The sequence below is a fragment of the Belnapia sp. genome (genome assembly GCF_059504005.1).
The window spans coordinates 35,267-52,535 of record NZ_JCACHU010000010.1; the positions used below are offsets into that span (position 1 = coordinate 35,267).

General features: G+C 73.5%; 22 protein-coding genes and 1 pseudogene. 13 read left to right on the forward strand and 10 right to left on the reverse strand.

Going from position 1 to position 17,269, the window contains the following annotated elements:
• Positions 1–74: 74 nt before the first annotated feature.
• Positions 75–491, reverse strand: a complete 417-nt coding sequence (gene dksA, locus AC5JJ1_RS01075) for an RNA polymerase-binding protein DksA (RefSeq protein ID WP_495749275.1) — start codon at positions 489–491, stop codon at positions 75–77.
• A 134-nt stretch (positions 492–625) separates the two neighbouring features.
• Positions 626–1,048 (reverse strand): flagellar assembly protein FliX, encoded by a 423-nt coding sequence (locus AC5JJ1_RS01080; protein ID WP_495783257.1) that lies wholly within the window; start codon positions 1,046–1,048, stop codon positions 626–628.
• 130 nt (positions 1,049–1,178) lie between these two features.
• Between AC5JJ1_RS01080 and AC5JJ1_RS01085 the strand changes: the two genes are divergently transcribed.
• The 3 genes from AC5JJ1_RS01085 to AC5JJ1_RS01095 are packed head-to-tail and all read left to right on the forward strand — an operon-like array spanning position 1,179 to position 2,979.
• Positions 1,179–2,306, forward strand: a complete 1,128-nt coding sequence (locus AC5JJ1_RS01085; protein WP_495783258.1) for a flagellar basal body P-ring protein FlgI — start codon at positions 1,179–1,181, stop codon at positions 2,304–2,306.
• Positions 2,306–2,581: a rod-binding protein gene (locus tag AC5JJ1_RS01090; protein ID WP_495783259.1), complete on the forward strand. Its 276-nt coding sequence runs from the start codon at positions 2,306–2,308 to the stop codon at positions 2,579–2,581. The genes AC5JJ1_RS01085 and AC5JJ1_RS01090 overlap by 1 nt, the downstream gene beginning before the upstream one ends.
• Positions 2,578–2,979, forward strand: a complete 402-nt coding sequence (locus tag AC5JJ1_RS01095; RefSeq protein WP_495783260.1) for a hypothetical protein — start codon at positions 2,578–2,580, stop codon at positions 2,977–2,979. Before AC5JJ1_RS01090 ends, AC5JJ1_RS01095 begins: the two co-directional genes overlap by 4 nt.
• Before the next feature lie 194 nt (positions 2,980–3,173).
• Here AC5JJ1_RS01095 and AC5JJ1_RS01100 read toward each other — a convergent pair whose 3' ends face one another.
• From AC5JJ1_RS01100 to AC5JJ1_RS01120, 5 genes are all read right to left on the reverse strand, one after another.
• Complete coding sequence (locus AC5JJ1_RS01100; RefSeq protein WP_495783261.1) at positions 3,174–3,605, reverse strand: phasin family protein; 432 nt, start codon at positions 3,603–3,605, stop codon at positions 3,174–3,176.
• 55 nt (positions 3,606–3,660) lie between these two features.
• Positions 3,661–4,278 (reverse strand): TetR family transcriptional regulator, encoded by a 618-nt coding sequence (locus AC5JJ1_RS01105; RefSeq protein WP_495783262.1) that lies wholly within the window; start codon positions 4,276–4,278, stop codon positions 3,661–3,663.
• Between the two features lie 40 nt (positions 4,279–4,318).
• Positions 4,319–5,134 (reverse strand): pyrroline-5-carboxylate reductase, encoded by an 816-nt coding sequence (gene proC, locus AC5JJ1_RS01110; protein ID WP_495783263.1) that lies wholly within the window; start codon positions 5,132–5,134, stop codon positions 4,319–4,321.
• A 36-nt stretch (positions 5,135–5,170) separates the two neighbouring features.
• The gene (locus AC5JJ1_RS01115) at positions 5,171–5,674 is read right to left on the reverse strand and encodes a type III secretion system chaperone family protein (protein WP_495783264.1); all 504 of its coding nucleotides are present in this window, start codon (positions 5,672–5,674) and stop codon (positions 5,171–5,173) included.
• A 153-nt stretch (positions 5,675–5,827) separates the two neighbouring features.
• Positions 5,828–6,232 carry an accessory factor UbiK family protein gene (locus tag AC5JJ1_RS01120; RefSeq protein WP_495783265.1) on the reverse strand — a complete coding sequence of 135 codons (405 nt, stop codon included), beginning with the start codon at positions 6,230–6,232 and terminating at the stop codon, positions 5,828–5,830.
• A 95-nt stretch (positions 6,233–6,327) separates the two neighbouring features.
• Here AC5JJ1_RS01120 and rfaD point away from each other — a divergent pair, with 95 nt between their 5' ends.
• From rfaD to AC5JJ1_RS01145, 5 genes are all read left to right on the forward strand, one after another.
• A complete protein-coding gene (rfaD, locus tag AC5JJ1_RS01125; RefSeq protein ID WP_495783266.1) occupies positions 6,328–7,308 on the forward strand; it encodes an ADP-glyceromanno-heptose 6-epimerase in 981 nt (326 codons plus the stop codon).
• On the forward strand, positions 7,308–8,114 hold the full coding sequence (gene lgt, locus AC5JJ1_RS01130; RefSeq protein ID WP_495783267.1) for a prolipoprotein diacylglyceryl transferase: 807 nt from the start codon (positions 7,308–7,310) through the stop codon (positions 8,112–8,114). Before rfaD ends, lgt begins: the two co-directional genes overlap by 1 nt.
• An 86-nt stretch (positions 8,115–8,200) precedes the next feature.
• Positions 8,201–9,169: a class I SAM-dependent methyltransferase gene (locus tag AC5JJ1_RS01135; protein WP_495783417.1), complete on the forward strand. Its 969-nt coding sequence runs from the start codon at positions 8,201–8,203 to the stop codon at positions 9,167–9,169.
• Positions 9,166–9,951 (forward strand): peptidoglycan editing factor PgeF, encoded by a 786-nt coding sequence (pgeF, locus tag AC5JJ1_RS01140; protein ID WP_495783268.1) that lies wholly within the window; start codon positions 9,166–9,168, stop codon positions 9,949–9,951. Before AC5JJ1_RS01135 ends, pgeF begins: the two co-directional genes overlap by 4 nt.
• Before the next feature lie 58 nt (positions 9,952–10,009).
• On the forward strand, positions 10,010–10,921 hold the full coding sequence (locus AC5JJ1_RS01145) for a hypothetical protein (protein ID WP_495783269.1): 912 nt from the start codon (positions 10,010–10,012) through the stop codon (positions 10,919–10,921).
• Positions 10,922–10,924: 3 nt separating this feature from the next.
• On the opposite strand, the gene AC5JJ1_RS01150 is transcribed toward AC5JJ1_RS01145, so the two are convergent.
• Genes AC5JJ1_RS01150 through AC5JJ1_RS01160 form a run of 3 tightly spaced genes read right to left on the reverse strand, consistent with a single transcriptional unit; the run spans position 10,925 to position 13,103 of the window.
• Positions 10,925–11,320 (reverse strand): FlgD immunoglobulin-like domain containing protein, encoded by a 396-nt coding sequence (locus AC5JJ1_RS01150; RefSeq protein WP_495783270.1) that lies wholly within the window; start codon positions 11,318–11,320, stop codon positions 10,925–10,927.
• 30 nt (positions 11,321–11,350) lie between these two features.
• Positions 11,351–11,596, reverse strand: a complete 246-nt coding sequence (locus AC5JJ1_RS01155; RefSeq protein ID WP_495783271.1) for a flagellar hook capping FlgD N-terminal domain-containing protein — start codon at positions 11,594–11,596, stop codon at positions 11,351–11,353.
• Positions 11,597–11,609: 13 nt separating this feature from the next.
• Positions 11,610–13,103, reverse strand: coding sequence for a flagellar hook-length control protein FliK (locus AC5JJ1_RS01160; RefSeq protein ID WP_495783272.1), 1,494 nt, complete (start codon positions 13,101–13,103; stop codon positions 11,610–11,612).
• 228 nt (positions 13,104–13,331) lie between these two features.
• Here AC5JJ1_RS01160 and flgE point away from each other — a divergent pair, with 228 nt between their 5' ends.
• From flgE to AC5JJ1_RS01185, 5 genes and pseudogenes are all read left to right on the forward strand, one after another.
• Positions 13,332–14,648 (forward strand): flagellar hook protein FlgE, encoded by a 1,317-nt coding sequence (gene flgE, locus AC5JJ1_RS01165; RefSeq protein WP_495783273.1) that lies wholly within the window; start codon positions 13,332–13,334, stop codon positions 14,646–14,648.
• 165 nt (positions 14,649–14,813) lie between these two features.
• Positions 14,814–15,530 (forward strand): annotated as a pseudogene (locus AC5JJ1_RS01170) (FlgK family flagellar hook-associated protein); the annotation flags it as partial.
• A 97-nt stretch (positions 15,531–15,627) separates the two neighbouring features.
• Positions 15,628–16,185, forward strand: a complete 558-nt coding sequence (locus AC5JJ1_RS01175) for a flagellar basal body rod C-terminal domain-containing protein (protein WP_495783418.1) — start codon at positions 15,628–15,630, stop codon at positions 16,183–16,185.
• Between the two features lie 14 nt (positions 16,186–16,199).
• Positions 16,200–16,397 carry a hypothetical protein gene (locus tag AC5JJ1_RS01180; RefSeq protein ID WP_495783426.1) on the forward strand — a complete coding sequence of 66 codons (198 nt, stop codon included), beginning with the start codon at positions 16,200–16,202 and terminating at the stop codon, positions 16,395–16,397.
• Between the two features lie 81 nt (positions 16,398–16,478).
• Positions 16,479–17,267 (forward strand): flagellin, encoded by a 789-nt coding sequence (locus tag AC5JJ1_RS01185; protein ID WP_495783274.1) that lies wholly within the window; start codon positions 16,479–16,481, stop codon positions 17,265–17,267.
• Positions 17,268–17,269 lie beyond the last annotated feature (2 nt).

The window sequence follows — 17,269 nt, forward strand, 5'->3', positions numbered from 1 at the left end:
CCAGGCGCGAGCCTCTCCGGCATGGCAGGGGCTGTCAATCGGCGCCGGCTGGCGCGTCGGCCGACGCCCTGGCCTTAGTCGTCGCGGTGGACTCGCTCCATGCGCTCGTGGCGCTCCTGCGCCTCGATCGAGAGGGTGGCGATCGGCCGGGCCTCGAGGCGGCGGAGGCCGATCGGCTCCCCGCTTTCCTCGCAATAGCCGTAGGTGCCGTTCTCGATCCGCTCCAGCGCCTGGTCGATCTTGGAAATGAGCTTGCGCGCCCGGTCACGGGTGCGGAGCTCGAGCGCGCGGTCGGTCTCGACGCTCGCCCGGTCGGTCAGGTCGGCCTCCGAGATGCCGCCGGCGGAGAGGCTCGCCAGCGTGTCCCCGGCTTCGCGCAGGAGGTCGAGCCGCCAGCGCCGCAGCTTCTGGCGGAAATACTCCTGTTGCCGTGGATTCATGAACTCTTCGTCGTCCGTAGGACGGTAATCGGGCGGGAGGGTGATCAGCATTGTCTGGACGGCCCCATTCCGCTTGGGGGCCCAGGCACGCCGCCCGGCCCCTTGATCGCGGCCGGACCATACAGGCGGGTCCGGTCGGAAGCCAAGGGGTTGCGATACCGCAAATTGCTGGCGGAAGGCGGTTTTCACGCAAAGGCCATAAGGTCATCCAGGCCGCGGCGTGCCAATTCCACCTGCGCGCGCAGAACGACGCCCTGAACCACCTCCCGCAACGTCGGGTCGGCCCCCTCCTCCCCCGACTCCACCAGGCGGCGCAACCGCGCCGGATCAGGTGGGGTGCCGCCGAGCATATCGCATTGCAGCGCCGTCAGTTCCGCCAGGATATCCGTGGCCCGGCGATGCGCCGCCGCATCCCGCTCGGCGCCCGAGCTGCCTTCCTGCAGGGCGAGCAGGCCGAGGCCCAGCGGGGCGATGCCGCCGGCCGCCGCCGCCTCCCGCGCCGCCTCGCCGCCCTCCGCGGCGGGGCGGAAGCCGCCCGCACCGGCCCGCGCCCTGCCACGCGCCGGCACGGCCGCGCCGATGCCGCCGAGCCTGCCGATCCCCTGCATCCCAGACCTCCTTCTGCCCATCGGGCGGCAAGGCCGGGTCCCTTGCCCGGCAAGCCTTGCCGGCCTTGCCCCCGCAGCGCCTGGCATGGCGGTTGCGAAGCCGGGAGCGATGTGACCGACGGGGTGCAGCGTGGCCGAAAAAACTTTCGCAAGGGCGAAGATCGCCTGTGTTGCCGTGCTGGCGCTGGCCTTCCTCCTGGCCGGGCCGGCGGCGGCGCAATCCGTCCGCATCAAGGACATCGCCGATGTCGAAGGGGTGCGGGACAACCAGCTCGTCGGCTACGGCCTCGTCGTTGGCCTCGCCGGCACCGGCGACCGGCTGCGCACGGCGATCTTCACCCGGCAGTCGCTGATCGGCATGCTGGAGCGGCTCGGCGTCAACACCCGCGACAACGAGGCGCGGCTCGACACCCGCAACGTCGCCGCGGTGATGGTGACGGCCAACCTGCCGGCCTTCGCCCGGCCGGGCAGTCGGATCGACATTGCCGTCTCGGCGCTCGGCGATGCGACCAACCTCCAGGGCGGCACGCTGGTGGTGACGCCGCTCCTCGGCGCCGATGGCGAGGTCTATGCGGTGGCGCAGGGCGCGGTCGCCACCGGCGCGGTCGCAGCACGCGGGGCGGCGACCAGCATCCAGCGCGGCGTGCCGACCAGCGCGCGCATCGCCTCCGGCGCCATCGTCGAGCGGGAGATCCCCTACAGCCTCGCCGGCCGGCCCAACATCCGCCTCTCGCTCCGCAACCCCGACAGGACCACGGCGAGGCGCATCGCCGCGGCCATCAACCAGTCGACCGGCAGCACATCGGCCGTGGCGACGGACCCGCGCACGGTGGCGGTGGCGATGGTCGGGCGGGACCCGGTCGGCTTCCTCGCCCAGGTCGAGCAGCTCCGCGTCGAGCCGGACCAGGTGGCGAAGGTCGTGATCGAGGAGGCTTCGGGCACCATCGTCATGGGGGCGAATGTGCGGGTCTCGACGGTCGCCATTGCCCAGGGGAACCTCACCATCCGCATCACCGAGACGCCACAGGTGACGCAGCCCAACCCCTTCGCCCAAGGGGAGACGGTGGTGGTGCCGCGCACGACCATCGAGGTGGACGACCAGGCGCAACGCCGCATCGGCCTGCTCTCGGGCGGCGTGTCGCTGCAGGAGCTGGTGCGGGGGCTGAACGCGCTCGGCGTCGGGCCGCGCGACCTGATCACCATCCTGCAATCGATCAAGGCAGCCGGTGCGCTCCAGGCCGAGATGGAGCTGCGCTAATGACGCCCATTGCGGCCCCGCCGGCGCTCCGCCGCGCCGCCCAGGCCTTCGAGGCCCAGGCGCTCGGCCAGCTGCTGCAGCCGATCTTCGCCACCCTGCCGAAGGGCCGCTTCGGTGGCGGGGCGGCGGAGGCGCAGTGGCAGCCCATGCTGGTCGACGAGATGGCGAAGGCCGCCAGCCGCTCCGGCCATGGCTTCGGCCTCGGCGATGCGGTGCTCAGGGAAATGCTGCGCTGGCAGGCCGCCGGCGCCCGAACGGAGGAGGCTCAACGATGATGGATGCCCTGCTGACCGCCGGCCAGCGCCTGGCCGAGGCGCTGCGCGCCGAGAACGAGGCGCTGGCGGCGCTCGACCTGCCCCGCGCGGCCGGCCTCGCCACCGCCAAGATGCAGGCGGCGGATGCCTTCGCCGCCGCCTTCGCCACCACGCGCAAGCTCGGCACGCGGGCGGAAGGGGAGCAGCGCGCTACCGCCTCCGACCTCACCCTGCGGCTGCAGCAGCTCGGCGAGGAGAACCGGCGGCTGCTGGAGCGCGCCATCGCCATCCAGTCGCGCGTGATCGAGACCATCGCCAGGGCGGCGCTGCCGCGCAGCGGCTCCGGCGCCTATGGCGCTGCCGGGCGGATGGCGACGGCGCGGCAGGCGCCGGCCATCGCGGTCACGACCCGCGCCTGAAGCACCGCCCGCCATCACCGGATCACGCCCTAGTGCCCTGATCCCGAGATCCGGCGGATGTCGCGCTCGGGCCACCAGCCCGTGCCGTCGGCGGCCTGCCTGTCCGCGAGGCGTGCGGGTCAACCCTCACGCCTCGCTTGCAGGACACCAAGCCTTCGGATTGCCGCGTGGTGGCGGCCTGCGGCGGTCGCGCGTCAGCCCTGCTTGGCGACCAGCGCCTTCACCTCGTCCATCGCCTCGGTGAAGCGGGTGTTGAGCAGGGCCAGCGCCTCGGTGTTCGACTTCTGGATGAGGTCGGCCACCTCTCGCATGTTGCCAACGGCCTTTTCATAGGCGCTCTTCAGCAGCTCGGTCTGGCGGGCCGCCTTGGCCTGGGGGCTCTCCTGGGTGGAGATGGCCTTCACCGCCTCGGTCATCTCCGACATGGCGGATTGGAGGATTTCCATATGCCGCCGGGCGACCGCCTGGGCGCCCTCGAGCGCGACGCGGTTGGCGGCGGAGAGCGCTTCGAGGTTGCGGCGCTGTGCGGCGGCGAGCGCCTCCATATCCGGCATGCCGGGCAGGCGGAAATCCGCCAGCATGCGCATGATGTCGGTATCCGGCTTGAATCCCATCGGGTCTGCCATGTCGTCCTCCGCCCTGTTTCGTGTACCGGAAGCTAAGGCCCGGCCCCATGGCCGGTCAAAGCATCGAGGCATCCGGTGCGCCGGTGGTGTCGCCCGGCTCCAGCCGCAACGCGCGGGCGACCTGTTCGGCACGGTCGAGCGCGCGATCGAGTGCCGCCATCGTCGCGCCGAGGTCAGCCGTGTCGTCCCGGACCCAGGCGCGGAGCGTCGCCAGCCAGACCGCCGTCAGCCCCTGCGCCCGGGCGAGGCCGGCGATCCCGCCGGAGCCGAGCCCTGCCGCCTCCAGCATCCAGGCCATGGAGCCCGGGAGCGCCGAGAGCAGCGCGAGCGCCAGCAGCGGGTCGGTCTTCAGGTCCTCGATGAGGCGGAGGATGCCGGCGCGGTGCGGCTGCAGCGCGTCCACCCGCCGCATGATGACGTCGAAGACCCGGTCGCGCGGGGTGTTGTCGTCCGGCGCGTCGGGCACCACCCCTTCCAGCACCGCCTGGTCGACCAGGCGGCCGTGCAGCATCAGCAGGTGGTGGGGGGTCGGGCAGCGCCGCCTGATCTCGGCCGGGGCGACGCCTGAGGCGGCGGCGACCCGCCGCATGGAAAGTCCGGCCCAGCCATGCGCGGCGACCACGCGCCAGAGGCCGGCGACCAACCGCGCCTCGGTATCCTGCATCTCGCTCATGGCGCTGAGTGTGGGGATGCCGGCGGCGGAAGGATAGGGGTCAGCCCGCCAGCTCGCGTGAACGCTCGGTGGCGGCGGCGATGGCGCGGGACATCAGCGCCGGCCAGGCCTCGCCCGCCATCAGCACCGCCAGCGCCCGTTCGGTCGTGCCCTTGGGGCTGGTGACGTTCTTCCGCAGTTGGGCGCTGTCCTCCGCGCTCGCCGCCAGCAGGGCGCCGGAGCCGGCGACGGTGGCCCGGGCCATCCGCCGGGCGAGCCCGGGCGGCAGCCCCTGCTCGATGGCGGCCGCTTCCATCAACTCGGCGAGGAGGAAGACATAGGCCGGGCCGCCGCCGGAGACGGCGGTGACCGGGTCGATCAGTCCCTCCTCCTCGACCCAGGCGGTCTCGCCGATGGCCGAGAGCAGCCGGTCGGCCAGCGCCCGCTGCCCCGCCTCGACGCCAGGGCCGGGAAAGGCGACGGTGAAGCCCTGGCGGACGGCGGCCGGGGTGTTCGGCATGGCGCGGACGATCCGCGCGCCCTCGCTGAGCAGGGCCCGCATGCCGCCGGTGCTGCGCCCGGCCATGATCGAGATGAACAGGGTTTCCGGCTCGGCCAGCGGCGCAAAGGCCGGCAGCGTCGCCGCCGCCTCCTGCGGCTTGATGGCGAGCACCACCGCGCCGGGGCGGAAGCCCCCCGGGATGGCAGCCGGGCTCTCCACCACCGTCACCCGCCCGGCGAAGGGTGCGGCGGCAGGGGCATGCGGCTCCACCACCACCGCATCGGTGAGGCCCCGCTCCAGCCAGCCGGCCAGCATGGCCCCACCCATCTTCCCGCAGCCGACCAGCAGCAGCGGGGGCAGCGCTTCGGCGCTCATGGCTTCCTCCCCCAAGCGAATCAGGGGGAGAAGCTGTCAGGCCTCGCCGACACAGTCCAGCATGGCGGCCTGCAGGGCATCCGTCGGGCTCTTCCCACCCCAGAGGACGAACTGGAAGGCCGGGAAGAATCGCTCGCACTCGGTCAGCGCGATGTCGACCATGTCCTCGAGGCTCTCGGCGCTCGCCCCCGGGGCGCCGCGCAGCAGCACGGAGTGGCGGAACACCGGCACCCCCTCCTCGGATTCGATGCCGAAATGCCCGATCCAGAGCTTCTCATTCGCCAGCGCCAGCAGCTCGAAGAGCTTGCCGCGGGCCTCCGGCGGCACCTTCATGTCGAAGGCACAGGAGAAGCTCATGGCGCTGATTTCAGCCGACCAGGAGAAATAGAGGCCGTAATCGCACCACTTGCCCGGCGCCTCGGCCGCCATCTCGCCATCCGAGCGGCGCTCGAAAGCCCACTCGTTGGCGGCGACGATCTGTTCGAGGACATCGAGGGGGTTGGTCGCATGCTCGCGCTCGAGGGCCAGCAAGCCTGACATCGCGCACCTCCTCACTGGTCTGCGGCGCTCCCGCCCACCCGATATCTTGGGTGAATCGGCTGGGCGGGACCACCAGGGCTAGGATACCCAGGGGGCAAACGCGCCTGCAAGCCCGACGGTTGCGCAGGCGTTGCGAGACCAGTCCGAAATCCCTCAGCCGCCGCCGATGGGCGGCGGGTTTTTCATCGTGCCGCTGATCGGCGGCGGCTCGCCCGACGCGCTGGGCGGCGTCTCGGTGTTGGGCGACGTCTCGCTGGGCATCGCCTCGGCCGGGGCCGGGGCCTCCGCGCCTCCGCCGAGCTGGGCCTCGAGGGCGGCGACGCGCGCCTCGAGCGCCTCCTGCGCCTCGCGGGCGCGGCGGGCCAGCTCCATCGCCGCGTCCAGTTCCTCCCGCTTCACCAGCTCCAGCCGCTGGACCATCTGGTCCACCTGGCTGCGCACCGCGGCCTCCACCTCGGTCCGCACCCCGGCCAGGGCCGAGAAGGCGCCGCCGGCCACCCCGGCGAGGTCGTCGAACATGCTGCCGCGCTTGCGGCCGCCGCTACCCGTATCGTCCATGGACCCGTTCCCCTTCACAGCCTGCGTTGCCGCGGCCTATACCCCCCGCCGCCCGGTGCCGCCATCTGGCGGGCCGGCCTTTGGGGATCGCGGAGATGTATCTCGTCACCGGCGGGGCCGGTTTCATCGGCTCCAACCTCGTCGCCGCGCTCTGTGACCGCGGGGCGGAGGTGATGGTGGCCGACCGGCTGCGCTCGGGCGAGAAATGGCGCAACCTCGCCAAGCACCCGATCGCCGGCATCCTGCCGCCGGAGGAGCTGGACCGGTTCCTGGCCTCGGCGCCGCCGCTCGCAGCCGTGCTGCATCTCGGCGCCATCAGCGCAACGACCGCGACGGATGGCGACCTGGTGGCGGCGACCAACCTCACCCTCTCCCTTCAGCTCTGGGATGTCTGCGCCGCGCGGGGCATCCCCTTCATCTACGCCTCCTCGGCGGCGACCTATGGCGACGGCTCGCTCGGCTTCGAGGACGATGCCTCGCCCGCGGCGCTGGCGCGGCTCCGCCCCCTCAATCTTTATGGCTGGTCGAAGCTCGCCTTCGACCGCCGCGTCGCCGACCTGCTGCGCCGCGGCCGGCCGGCGCCGCCGCAATGGGCGGGGCTGCGCTTCTTCAACGTCTATGGGCCGAACGAGGCGCACAAGGGGCGGATGGCGAGCGTCCTCTTTCACAAATACCAGCAGGTGATGCGGGGCGAGGCGGCGACGCTGTTCCGCTCCGACCGCACGGGCATCGCCGATGGCGAGCAGCAGCGAGACTTCGTCCATGTCGACGACTGCGTCGCGGTGATGCTCTGGCTGCTGGACAACCCGGGGGCCTCCGGCCTGTTCAACCTCGGCTCCGGCCGGGCGCGGAGCTTCCGCGCGCTGGTCGAGGCGATGTTCGCCGCGCTCGGGCGCGAGGCCGATATCCGCTACATCGACATGCCCGGGGATTTGCGCGGCAAGTACCAGTATTTCACCGAGGCGCCGCTGGACCGGCTGCGCGCCGCGGGCTTCAACGCCCAGATGACGCCGCTCGAGGAAGGGGTTCGCCGCACCGTGCAGGATTTCCTCACCCAGCCGGACCCGTATCGCTGATGCTCTTCGCCCTTCCCTTTCCGATCATCGACCCGGTGCTGGTGCAGATCGGGCCGCTCGCCATCCGCTGGTATGCGCTGGCCTATATCGCTGGCATCCTCGGCGGCTGGTGGCTGGCGCGGCGGCTGGTGGCGCTGCGGCCGGAGGTGGCGACGCGCCAGCAGATCGACGACTTCGTCACCTGGACGACGCTCGGCATCATCCTCGGCGGGCGGCTCGGCTATGTGCTGTTCTACCGGCCGGACCACTACCTCGCGCATCCCCTCGACATCCTCAAGGTTTGGGAAGGGGGCATGAGCTTCCATGGCGGGGCGCTTGGGGTGATCGTCGCCATCTTCCTGTTCTGTCGGCAGGAGCGGCTGGACCCGCTGGGATTCGCGGACCGGGTGACGGCGGTGGTGCCGATCGGCCTCTGCCTCGGCAGGCTGGCGAATTTCATCAATGCCGAGCTCTGGGGGCGAGTGAGCGACGTGCCCTGGGCCATGGTCTTCCCGACCGGCGGGCCGGAGCCGCGGCATCCGAGCCAACTCTACCAGGCGGGGATGGAGGGCGTGCTGCTCTTCATCCTGCTACAGGTGCTGGTGCACAACCCGGCAATCCGGGCGCGGCGGGGCTTCGTCGCCGGCGCCTTCCTCGCCGGCTACGGCGTGGCGCGCTTCGTCGGCGAGTTCTTCCGCCAGCCGGATGCCTTCCTCGGCTTCCTCTTCGCCGGCGCCACGATGGGTCAGCTGCTGTCGCTGCCGATGATCCTGGCCGGCGCCTTCCTCATGCTCCGGGCCAGGCCGCGGCAGGAGGCGGTGGCCTGAGCGCGTCCGATCGCCGGGAGCCGGAGGCGCGAGGCGTGGCGGGGCCGCGCCGGCAAACAGCCGTGCCGGAACGCCTCGACCGGTTCATGGGCCGCGCGGCGCAGGCTTATTACGCCGGGCGCGACCCCTTCGGCCGCGTCGGCGACTTCACCACGGCGCCGGAGATCTCGCAGGCCTTCGGCGAATGCCTCGGCCTTTGGGCCGCCGTAACCTGGCAGATGATGGGCGCGCCGGCGCCGCTGCGGCTGGTGGAGCTCGGCCCGGGGCGCGGGACGCTGATGGCGGATGCGCTCAGGGCCATCGGCGAGATGGTGCCGGCCTTCCGGGCGGCGGCGGAGGTCCACCTCGTCGAGACCTCGCCTTTGCTGCGTGCAGCGCAGGCGGCGCGGCTGCCGGGGGCCACTTGGCATGAGCGGGTGGAGGCGGTGCCGCCCGGCCCGGCCATCGTCATCGCCAACGAGTTCTTCGATGCCCTGCCGATCCGCCAATTCGTCCGGCGCGGGGAGGCCTGGCTCGAACGCTTCGTCGCGGCCGGCGGCTTCGTCGAGCAGCCGGCCGAGGCCCCCCCCGCCCTCCCGGGGACGGCGCCGGAGGGGGCCATCCATGAGCTCTCCGAGGCCAGCCTCGCCATCGCCCGGCATCTCGGCGAGCGGCTGCGCGACCAGGGCGGGGCGGCGCTGGTGCTCGATTACGGGCCGGCCGAGCCCGGCTTCGGCGACAGCCTCCAGGCCATGGAGGCGCATGGCCGGGCCGATCCGTTGGCCGAGCCGGGCAGCGTCGACATCACCGCCCATGTCCGCTTCCCCGCCCTGGCCGAGGCAGCGCGCGAGGCGGGCGCCGCCACGCATGGGCCGCTGCCGATGGGCCTCTTCCTCCAGCGGCTCGGGCTGATGAGCCGGGCGGCGATCCTCGCCCGGGCCAACCCGCGCCAAGCCGGGCTGCTGCTCTCGGGCGCCGAGCGGCTGGTGGCGCCGGAGGGGATGGGGCGGCTGTTCAAGGCGCTCTGCCTGTGTCATCCGGGGCTCGCCATTCCTCCGGGCTTCGAGCCAGCATGAGTTCCGCCGAATACCTGACCACCCCCGCGCTCGCCGCCGTCACCGGGCTGCGCCACGGCTTCTTCACCCGCCGCGGCGGCGTGTCGGAGGGGCCCTGGGCGGCGCTCAACTGCTCGCTCTCCGGCCAGGACGACCGCGAGCGGGTGCGGGAGAACCGCCGCCGCGCCGCCGATGCGCTCGGCCTGCCGCGGGAGGCGCTGCACGGGCTGACGCAGGTGCATGGCATCGCCGTCGCCGAGGTCGATGAGCGCCGCTGGCGCGAGGGCGAGGGGCCGCAGGCCGATGCCATGGTGACGCGGCGGCCGGGCGTTGCGCTCGGCATCGTCACCGCCGATTGCGCGCCCGTGCTCTTCGCCGAGCCGGAGGCTGGCGTCATCGGCGCCGCCCATGCCGGCTGGCGCGGGGCGGTGGATGGGGTGATCGAGGCGACGCTCGGCGCCATGGAGGCGCTCGGCGCGTGCCGGGCCCGCGTGGTGGCCGCGGTCGGCCCCTGCATCGGCCAGGCGAGCTACGAGGTGGGACCCGACCTGCGCGGCGCGGTGCTCGCCCGCGACCCCGGGGATGCGCGGCACTTCGCCCCGGGCCGGCGGGAGGATCGCTGGCAGTTCGACCTCGCCGGCTACTGCGCCGCCCGGCTCCGGGCCGCCGGAGTCGCGCTGGTGGAGACGGCCGGCGCGGACACGCTGGCCGACGAGCAGGCCTTCTTCAGCCATCGCCGGCGCACCCTGGCGGGGGGCGGACCCATTGGCCACCAGCTCTCCGCCATCAGCATGGCGGCCTGAGCCATGCCCTACCTGGTCCAGTTCTTCGTCCTTACGCTGCTCACCATCATGGTCGCCTGTGCGCTCCTCTAGGCTGCTGCTCATCCTTCCCCTGCTGCTCGGCGCCTGCGGCGACCTGCCCCAGCCCTTCCGCGGCCGCCCCGGCGCGGAGGCGCAGCGGCTGGCCGTGCCGCTCGCGGTCCGCCTCGCCGTGCCGCCGCCGACCGAGGCGCTGCTGAGCGACGAGGGGGCGAAGAGGCTCGCGGACAGCATGGCCGAGGCGCTGCAGGCGCAGGACATCCCGGCCGTCGCCACGCCGGCGCCGCTGCCGCTCGACTGGCGCGTCGACATCGCCGCCGAGCGGCAGGGCCAGGCGGTGCTGCCGCGGTTCCGCCTGGTCGATGCGGATGGCAAGGTGCAGGCGGCGAGCCAGGGCAACCCGGTGCCGCTGGCCCGCTGGGCGGAGCCGACGTCGGAGCTGTTCGCCGATGTGGCGACCCAGGCGGCGCCCAGCCTCAGCCGGTTGCTGCTGCAGGTCGAGGCGGCGCGGAAGTCGACCGATCCGGCCTCCATCGCCGGCGGGCCGCCGCGCATCCGCTTCGCCGGCGTGACGGGCGCCCCGGGCGACGGCAACCAGGCGCTTGCCGCGCGGATGCGGGAGTTCCTCGGCAATGAGGGCTTCGTCGTCCAGGATGCGGCGGACGGGGCGGGCTATGCGCTGCAGGGCGATGTCGTCGTCGCCCAGGCCGCGGCACCGGCGCAGCAGCGCGTCGAGATCCAGTGGATCGTCAGCCGGCGGGACGGCGAGGAGCTCGGCCGCGTCGTGCAGATCAACGAGGTGCCGACGGGGCGGCTGCGTGGCCTCTGGGGCGACATCGCCTATGCGGCGGCGGAGGAGGCGGCGCCGGGCGTGCGGACCGTCGTCGCCAACGCGCTGAGCCCGGCGCCGTCCACGGCCGAGCCGGCCGCCGCCCAGGCGCCGGTGCGCTGACGGCTACTGGCCGGCGATCCCGCGCATGGCATCGAAGCCGACCGAGAGCGCGCCGAGCTGGAGCTGGAGGTCGCCGCCCGCGGGACGCTTCGCCGCCGTCGCCGTCCCGATCACCGTCGCCATGACCGTCTGCGCGCCGCCCTGCGCATCGAGCCCGGCGACTGCGAAGCCGTAGGCGCCGTCCGGCAGGCGCTGGCCGGCGACATTCCTGCCGTCCCAGCGCCAGTCCTGCGCGGTGCTGCCAAGCTTCACCGTATCCTGCCGGAGCACGCGGCCGCCGGCATCGACGATGCGGACCACCGCCTGCTGCGCCGCGCCGGCGGCCGGCAGGCGTAGGGTGACGTTGCCGTCCTGCAGGCTGAGCCGGGCGCTCTCCACCTCCACCCGCGCGCCGATCAACGGCGCCGCGGCGGTGAGCTGGGCGCCCTGCTACAGGCCGATCAGCTTGGTCAGTCTGGCGTTCATCGCGATCTGCTGCTCGACGCCGGCGAAGGAGACGAGCTGGTTCGTCATCTCGTTCGTGTCCATGGCCTTGGTCGGGTCCTGGTTCTGCAGCTGCGTCGTCAGCAGGGTCAGGAAGGTGTTGAAGTCGCCGGCAAGGCCGGTGCTGCCCTTGGGGCCGGAGGCGGCGGTGCCGCCGCCCGTGCCGGTGGTGCCTTGGATGGTGCCGCTCATCGATAGTGCTCCGTCAGACTGCGATGTCGAGAAGGGAAAGGGCGCTGAGCCTGGCCTGGACCGGACCGGCGGCGGCAGGCGGCGCCCCTCCGGCCGGCCCGCCGGCCGGCTGGCCGCCCTGCTGCCGCGGCCGCTGCTCCCCCGGAGGTCCGCCATCGCCGCCGGAGAGGCCGAATTGCGCGCCCCCGCTGGCGACCGCGATGCCGGCCTGGGCCAGGCTGCGGTCCAGCTTCCAAGCGTCGCGCTGCAGCAGGGCAAGGGTTTCCGGCCGCTCGGCGAGAATCCGGACCGAGGCGCCCTCGCCGTCCGCGCCGCGCTCGATGCGGATCTCGACCCGGCCGAGGGCCCCCGGCTCCAGCGCCACGGTGAGGCGCGGCACCTGGCCCTGGCCGAGAGCCAGGGCGATCGTCACCTGCGCCACCTGCCGGACCGGGGGCGGCGGCGGGGCCGGGACGGCATTCTCGGCGGGGGCGGGGGAGGCAGGCGGCGGGCTCAGCCCGACCGGGACGGCCTGGAGCGGATCGGGCGCGGCGGGCTGCACCTTGGCCGGCTCGCCGGGAAGATGCGGCGCCGGGCTGGCCGAGACAGGGGCCGGCGCGCCGTGCCCGGGCATGGCCTGAGGCGGCTCGGACGCATCCCCGCCCTGCTCCCTGGCCGCCATCTGACCCATGGCGGCGGTGACGGCCATGGGCCGGTCGCGCGGGGGCTGCGGCCCCGCCCCGCCAAGCGGTGCGGCCAGGGCCGATGGCACCAGCGGCGGCGCCGGGCCTGGCGCGGCGGATGCCGGGAGCGGCGGCGCGGCTTCGGCCGGCAGCGCGGCCGCGGCACCGGGTTGCGGAGGGGACGCCTCGGTGCCTGCCATGGGGACCGGACGCGGCCTCGGCCCAGGGGCGCCGGGTATCCTGGCGCCGAAGGCTTCGGCCAACCGGGCCGGATCGGCCGGCGCCTCGCCCGGCAAACCCGCCGGCGCCGCTTCGGCGACAGGGCTATCCGCAGGCCCAGCCTCGCCGCCGGCCGGCAAGGAGCTGGCAGGGGCGGCGATCGATGCCTGGGGCAGCGAGGCCGGGCTGGACGCCGCCGTCATCGCGGGGGCTGGCACCGGCACGCCACCGGCCGGCAGCGCGGGCGAGGCTGGTGTGGCGTCCGTTGCGGCGGGTTGCGGCGAGGTATCGGCCTCCGCCGCCTTGTCGTCATCGGTCGGAGCTCCCTCCGCGGAGCCGGGCTCCGTCGTGGCGGAGGGGGGCGCCGGCAGGGTGCGCTTCCCGGTTGGTGCCGGGGCAGGCCTCGCCGCAGGACCCGATGGAGCCGAAACGCTGCTCGCCGCCATGGCGGGAGTGTCCGCGGCGACGGCCAGCGCCGGCGCGGTGCCTGGCGCGGCCGCCTCCGCCGGGTTCGGCCCGGCACGCAGCAGCATGGCAGCGAAATCCTCGGCGCCGGCCTCGGGAGGCCTGGCGGCGGGAGGCGGAGGCGTCGCCGTCATCGGCGGCAAGCGGGCGGTGGGGTCCATGGCGATCCGGTCCAGCGGCGAGCCCCCGCTGCGAAGCCCGGGCCAGCCCGCTGACCCCTGGCGCCGGCAAGCCTCGCCGCCCGACCGGCAAAGCCTGCCGGCCGCCCGGCAGGACCGGCTCGCCCAGGGCGCTCCGGCGCTGGCACGCCGCCTGCGATGCCCCCCGCGACGCAGGCCGGCCCCGCTCGTCGCGCGGCGCCCGCCCCCTTGGATGACGGAGGCCCGACCATGTCTCTCTTCGGCTCGCTCACCGCCGCCATCAGCGGCCTGACCTCGCAAAGCCGATCGCTCGGCAACATCTCGGACAACATCGCCAACAGCCAGACCATCGGCTACAAGCGGGTCGACACCAACTTCATCTCCTACATCACCTCGTCGAGCCAGACGAACAACCTGCCCGGGGCGACGATCGCCGCGCCCTCTTACACCAACACCGTGCAGGGCACGATCGAGCAGTCCGAGGATCCGCTCGCCATGGCGATCGGCGGCCAGGGCTTCTTCAGCGTGGCGCAGGCGAAGGGCGCGGCGAACGGGCTGCCGCTCTTCGACGAACGGCAATTCTTCACCCGCGCCGGCGACTTCACCTGCGATTCGGACGGCTACCTCAAGAACGGCTCCGGCTACTACCTGAAGGGCTGGCCGGTCGATGCCGCCGGCAACCCGGACCGCACCAGCATCGAGCCGATCCGGGTGAACCAGCAGGTCTTCAACCCGATCGCCACCAAGCAGATCGAGCTCGCGGCGAACCTGCCCGCAACGCCGCCCGCCAAGCCGATCGAGACCCAGGTGCAGCTCTACGACACGCTCGGCAAGCTGCACACCGTGAGGCTCATCTTCTCCTCGACCACGTCCAACCAGTGGGACCTGAAGGTCGACGTACCGGACGACAAGGTCTCGAGCGACCGCGGCAGCATCGGATTGCTCTTCGGCAAGAGTGCGTCGCCGGCCGCCCCCGACGGCACGATCGGCGGCTTCGCCGCGCCGACGCCGCCCGCGACCTCCGGCACCATCACGCCGCCGACGGCGGGGGTCACGGGCGATCCGGCCGCCTTCACCTTTATGGCCGATTTCGGCCAGGGACCGCAGACCGTCTCGCTCTCGCTCGGGCAAATCGGCAAGGCGCTGGGCCTCACCCAGTACGACGCCGAGTTCAGCGTGCGCAACTCGGCGCAGGACGGCGTGCCGCTCGGCGCCTTCTCCTCGCTCAGCATGCGCACCAACGGCGACGTCGCCGTGAACTACGACAACGGCCAGAGCCGCGTCATCGCCCGCGTGCCGCTCGTCGCCTTCAACGACCCGGACAAGCTGCAGCGCCTCGACGGCCAGGCCTTCATGCGCACGCCGGAATCGGGCGAGGCGCGGGTGACGGATGCGGCCTCCAACGGCGTCGGCAAGCTCGTCGTCGGCTCGATCGAGCGCTCGAATGTCGACATCGCCGGCGAGTTCAGCAAGCTGATCGTGGCGCAGCGCGCCTACACGGCCAACACCAAGGTCGTCACCGCGACGGACGAGCTGCTGCAGGACACCATCAACATGCGGCGCTGAGGCGGGGGCTGACCGATGAGCCTCGACCTTGCCCTCGGCATCGCCCGGAGCGGCCTCGCAGCGGTGCAGCGCGGGCTGGCGCAGGCCTCGCAGAACGTCGCCAATGCGGGGACGGCGGGCTATGTCCGCAAGACCGTCGAGCAGCAGTCGCTGGTCGTCGGCGCCATGCCGGCCGGGGTGCGCAGCGGCGAGGCGCAGCGGGCGGTCGACCTCGCCTTGCTCGGCCGGCTCGACCAGAGCCGCGGCGTGGCTGCTGCCGCCACCCTGCGCGAGGCCTTGCTGGCCGGCATCGAGCAGGCGCATGGCGCGACCGGCGCCGGGGCGACGCTCGGCGACGCGGTGGCGGCGCTGGTCCCCGCCTTCACCGCGCTGCGCGGGGCGCCTTCCGATGCCGGGCAGCAGCGCGCGGCGCTCGGCGCCGCCGGCACCGTCGCCGAGCGGCTGAACGACGTCTCGGCGGCGATCGGCGCGGCGCGGCAGCAGGTGCAGGACGGCATCGTCGCCGAGGTCGCCGCGGCCAATGTGGCGCTGAGGCAGATCGCGGGCCTCACCCTCCAGATCAGGTCGGGCACCGGCGGCGACCGGGCCGGCCTCGAGGACCAGCGCGACCGGGCGATCGTCACCCTCTCCGGGAGCCTGGAGCTCCAGGCCGTCCGCAAGCCGGATGGCGACCTGCTGGTCATCGCCCGCGGCGGACTGGTGCTGCCGCTCGACCCGGGCCGGGACGTGCTGGCGACGGCGCCCGCCACCATCGCGTCGGGGGCCTTCCATGGCGGTGGTGGGACGCTGCCCGGCGTTACGCTCAACGGGCTCGACGTCACCGGCCAGATCGCCGGCGGCCGGCTCGGCGAGTACGTGGCGATGCGCGACCGCACTGTGCCGCGCTACCAGGCGGAGACGGATCTCCTCGCCGCCACCCTCGCCAGCCGCTTCGACCGGCTGGGGCTGACGCTCTTCACCGACCAGGACGGGCAGCACGGTGCCCGACACCAGCCTGCCCTATGCCGGCAGCGCGCAGGTCGGCTTCGCCGGGCGCATCTGGCTCGGCAGCGCGGTCGCGGCCGATCCCAGCCTGCTGCGCGACGGCACCCATTCGGTGGCGCCGAGCCCCGGCGGGCCGGATGGCTTCGTCCGCAACCCGCCAGGCGGGCCGGCCGGCTTCACCGCCATGCTCGACCGGGTGCTCGATTTCGGCCTCGGCGCCGAGGCCTCCAAGGGCAATCCCTGGCCGCCGATCGCCGGCGCCGGGCTCGGGCCGGACGGGACGCTCGCCTCGCCCCTCCGGCCGGCGGCCCGGATCGCCGACTATGCCAGCGCCGTCACCACCGCCCAGCTCGCCGACCGCGCCGCGGCGACCGAGGCGAAGGCCCAGGCGACGAGCCTGGTGCGCGCCCTGACCGACCGCCTCGCCGCCGGCTCGGGCGTCGATGCCGAGATGGCGGGGATGGTGACCTTGCAGAACACCTACGCGGCCAATGCCAAGGTGATCGGCACCTTGCAGGCCATGTGGGATGCGCTGCTCGGCGCGATGCGCTGACGGGAGGGAGCGGCATGGCGGGGATCGACATCATCGGGCAGCTCAACGGCGATGCGGCGGCGCTGCGGGCGCGGCTGGCGACGCTGACGCGGCAGCAGGCGACCGGCTTCAGGAGCCAGCAGCCAGGCGATCTCGGCGCGCAGCTGCCCCGGTCCGTCTCGCTGCGGGCCGAGATCGTGCGGCGCGACACCTATGGCACGCAGATCGGCTAGGCGCTGTCGCGCACCGCGGCGACGCAGCAGGCGCTCGGCCGCCTCGCCAAGATCGCCCGGCAATTCGGCTCCAACGTCGCGGTGAAGCTCGACGCGAACAATCCGGGCGTGCTGCCGCTCTATGCCAGCCAGGCGCGGCAGGCGCTGGTCGAGGTCGGGCAAGTGCTGAACGCGCGGCAGGGCGGCGAATACCTGTTCGGCGGCAGCGACTTCGCCAACCCGCCGGTACCCGACCCGGACGGCTTGCCGAGCAGCGGCTTGGCGGCACAGATCGCGGGCGCCATCGGCACGCTCGGCGGCGGCAACGCGGCGGCGGTCGCGGCGGCGACCAGGGCGGCGGCGCTCGACGACAGCGCCGGCGTCACCCCCTTCTCCGCCTTCGTCAGCGACCCGCCGCGGGGCGGCGGCGAGCCGCGGCGGACCCTGGTCTCGGCCGATGGCACGGCGACGCCGGTCGGCCTCTTCGCCAACCGCAACGCGGCGGCGAGCTCGGCCGGCGAGACCACCGGCTCCTGGGCGCGGGACCTGGTGCGGGGCCTGGCCAGCATCGCCGCCCTGACCCCGGCGCAGGCCGCCTCGCCGGACGACTTCAAGGCGCTGGCCGACACCATCCGCAACGGGTTGCAGAGCGCCGCCAACGCGCTTGCCGACGAGCAGGGGGCGCTCGGCCAGACCGAGCAGCAGCTCACCGGCATGCAGGCGCGGCATGCCGAGATGCGCGACGCCCTGAAGGTGCAGCTCGCCGACATCGAGGAGGTGGACATGGCCGATGTGCTGACCCGGCTCCAGGCGACGCAGATCGCGCTCGAGGCCAGCTACAGGGCCATCGGCACCATCGGGTCCCTCAGCCTGGTGAGCTATTTGCGGTGATC

Bases quoted from the DNA above. Each gene is read 5' to 3' on its own strand.
- AC5JJ1_RS01155 (WP_495783271.1), bottom strand. From the start codon at position 11,596: ATGAGCGGCACCATCCAAGGCACCACCGGCACGGGCGGCGGCACCGCC.
- rfaD (WP_495783266.1), top strand. From the start codon at position 6,328: ATGTATCTCGTCACCGGCGGGGCCGGTTTCATCGGCTCCAACCTCGTC.
- AC5JJ1_RS01115 (WP_495783264.1), bottom strand. From the start codon at position 5,674: ATGTCAGGCTTGCTGGCCCTCGAGCGCGAGCATGCGACCAACCCCCTC.
- lgt (WP_495783267.1), top strand. From the start codon at position 7,308: ATGCTCTTCGCCCTTCCCTTTCCGATCATCGACCCGGTGCTGGTGCAG.
- AC5JJ1_RS01095 (WP_495783260.1), top strand. From the start codon at position 2,578: ATGATGGATGCCCTGCTGACCGCCGGCCAGCGCCTGGCCGAGGCGCTG.
- AC5JJ1_RS01105 (WP_495783262.1), bottom strand. From the start codon at position 4,278: ATGAGCGAGATGCAGGATACCGAGGCGCGGTTGGTCGCCGGCCTCTGG.
- flgE (WP_495783273.1), top strand. From the start codon at position 13,332: ATGTCTCTCTTCGGCTCGCTCACCGCCGCCATCAGCGGCCTGACCTCG.
- AC5JJ1_RS01135 (WP_495783417.1), top strand. From the start codon at position 8,201: ATGGGCCGCGCGGCGCAGGCTTATTACGCCGGGCGCGACCCCTTCGGC.
- AC5JJ1_RS01180 (WP_495783426.1), top strand. From the start codon at position 16,200: ATGGCGGGGATCGACATCATCGGGCAGCTCAACGGCGATGCGGCGGCG.
- AC5JJ1_RS01120 (WP_495783265.1), bottom strand. From the start codon at position 6,232: ATGGACGATACGGGTAGCGGCGGCCGCAAGCGCGGCAGCATGTTCGAC.
- AC5JJ1_RS01090 (WP_495783259.1), top strand. From the start codon at position 2,306: ATGACGCCCATTGCGGCCCCGCCGGCGCTCCGCCGCGCCGCCCAGGCC.
- dksA (WP_495749275.1), bottom strand. From the start codon at position 491: ATGCTGATCACCCTCCCGCCCGATTACCGTCCTACGGACGACGAAGAG.
- pgeF (WP_495783268.1), top strand. From the start codon at position 9,166: ATGAGTTCCGCCGAATACCTGACCACCCCCGCGCTCGCCGCCGTCACC.
- AC5JJ1_RS01080 (WP_495783257.1), bottom strand. From the start codon at position 1,048: ATGCAGGGGATCGGCAGGCTCGGCGGCATCGGCGCGGCCGTGCCGGCG.
- AC5JJ1_RS01100 (WP_495783261.1), bottom strand. From the start codon at position 3,605: ATGGCAGACCCGATGGGATTCAAGCCGGATACCGACATCATGCGCATG.
- AC5JJ1_RS01160 (WP_495783272.1), bottom strand. From the start codon at position 13,103: ATGGACCCCACCGCCCGCTTGCCGCCGATGACGGCGACGCCTCCGCCT.
- proC (WP_495783263.1), bottom strand. From the start codon at position 5,134: ATGAGCGCCGAAGCGCTGCCCCCGCTGCTGCTGGTCGGCTGCGGGAAG.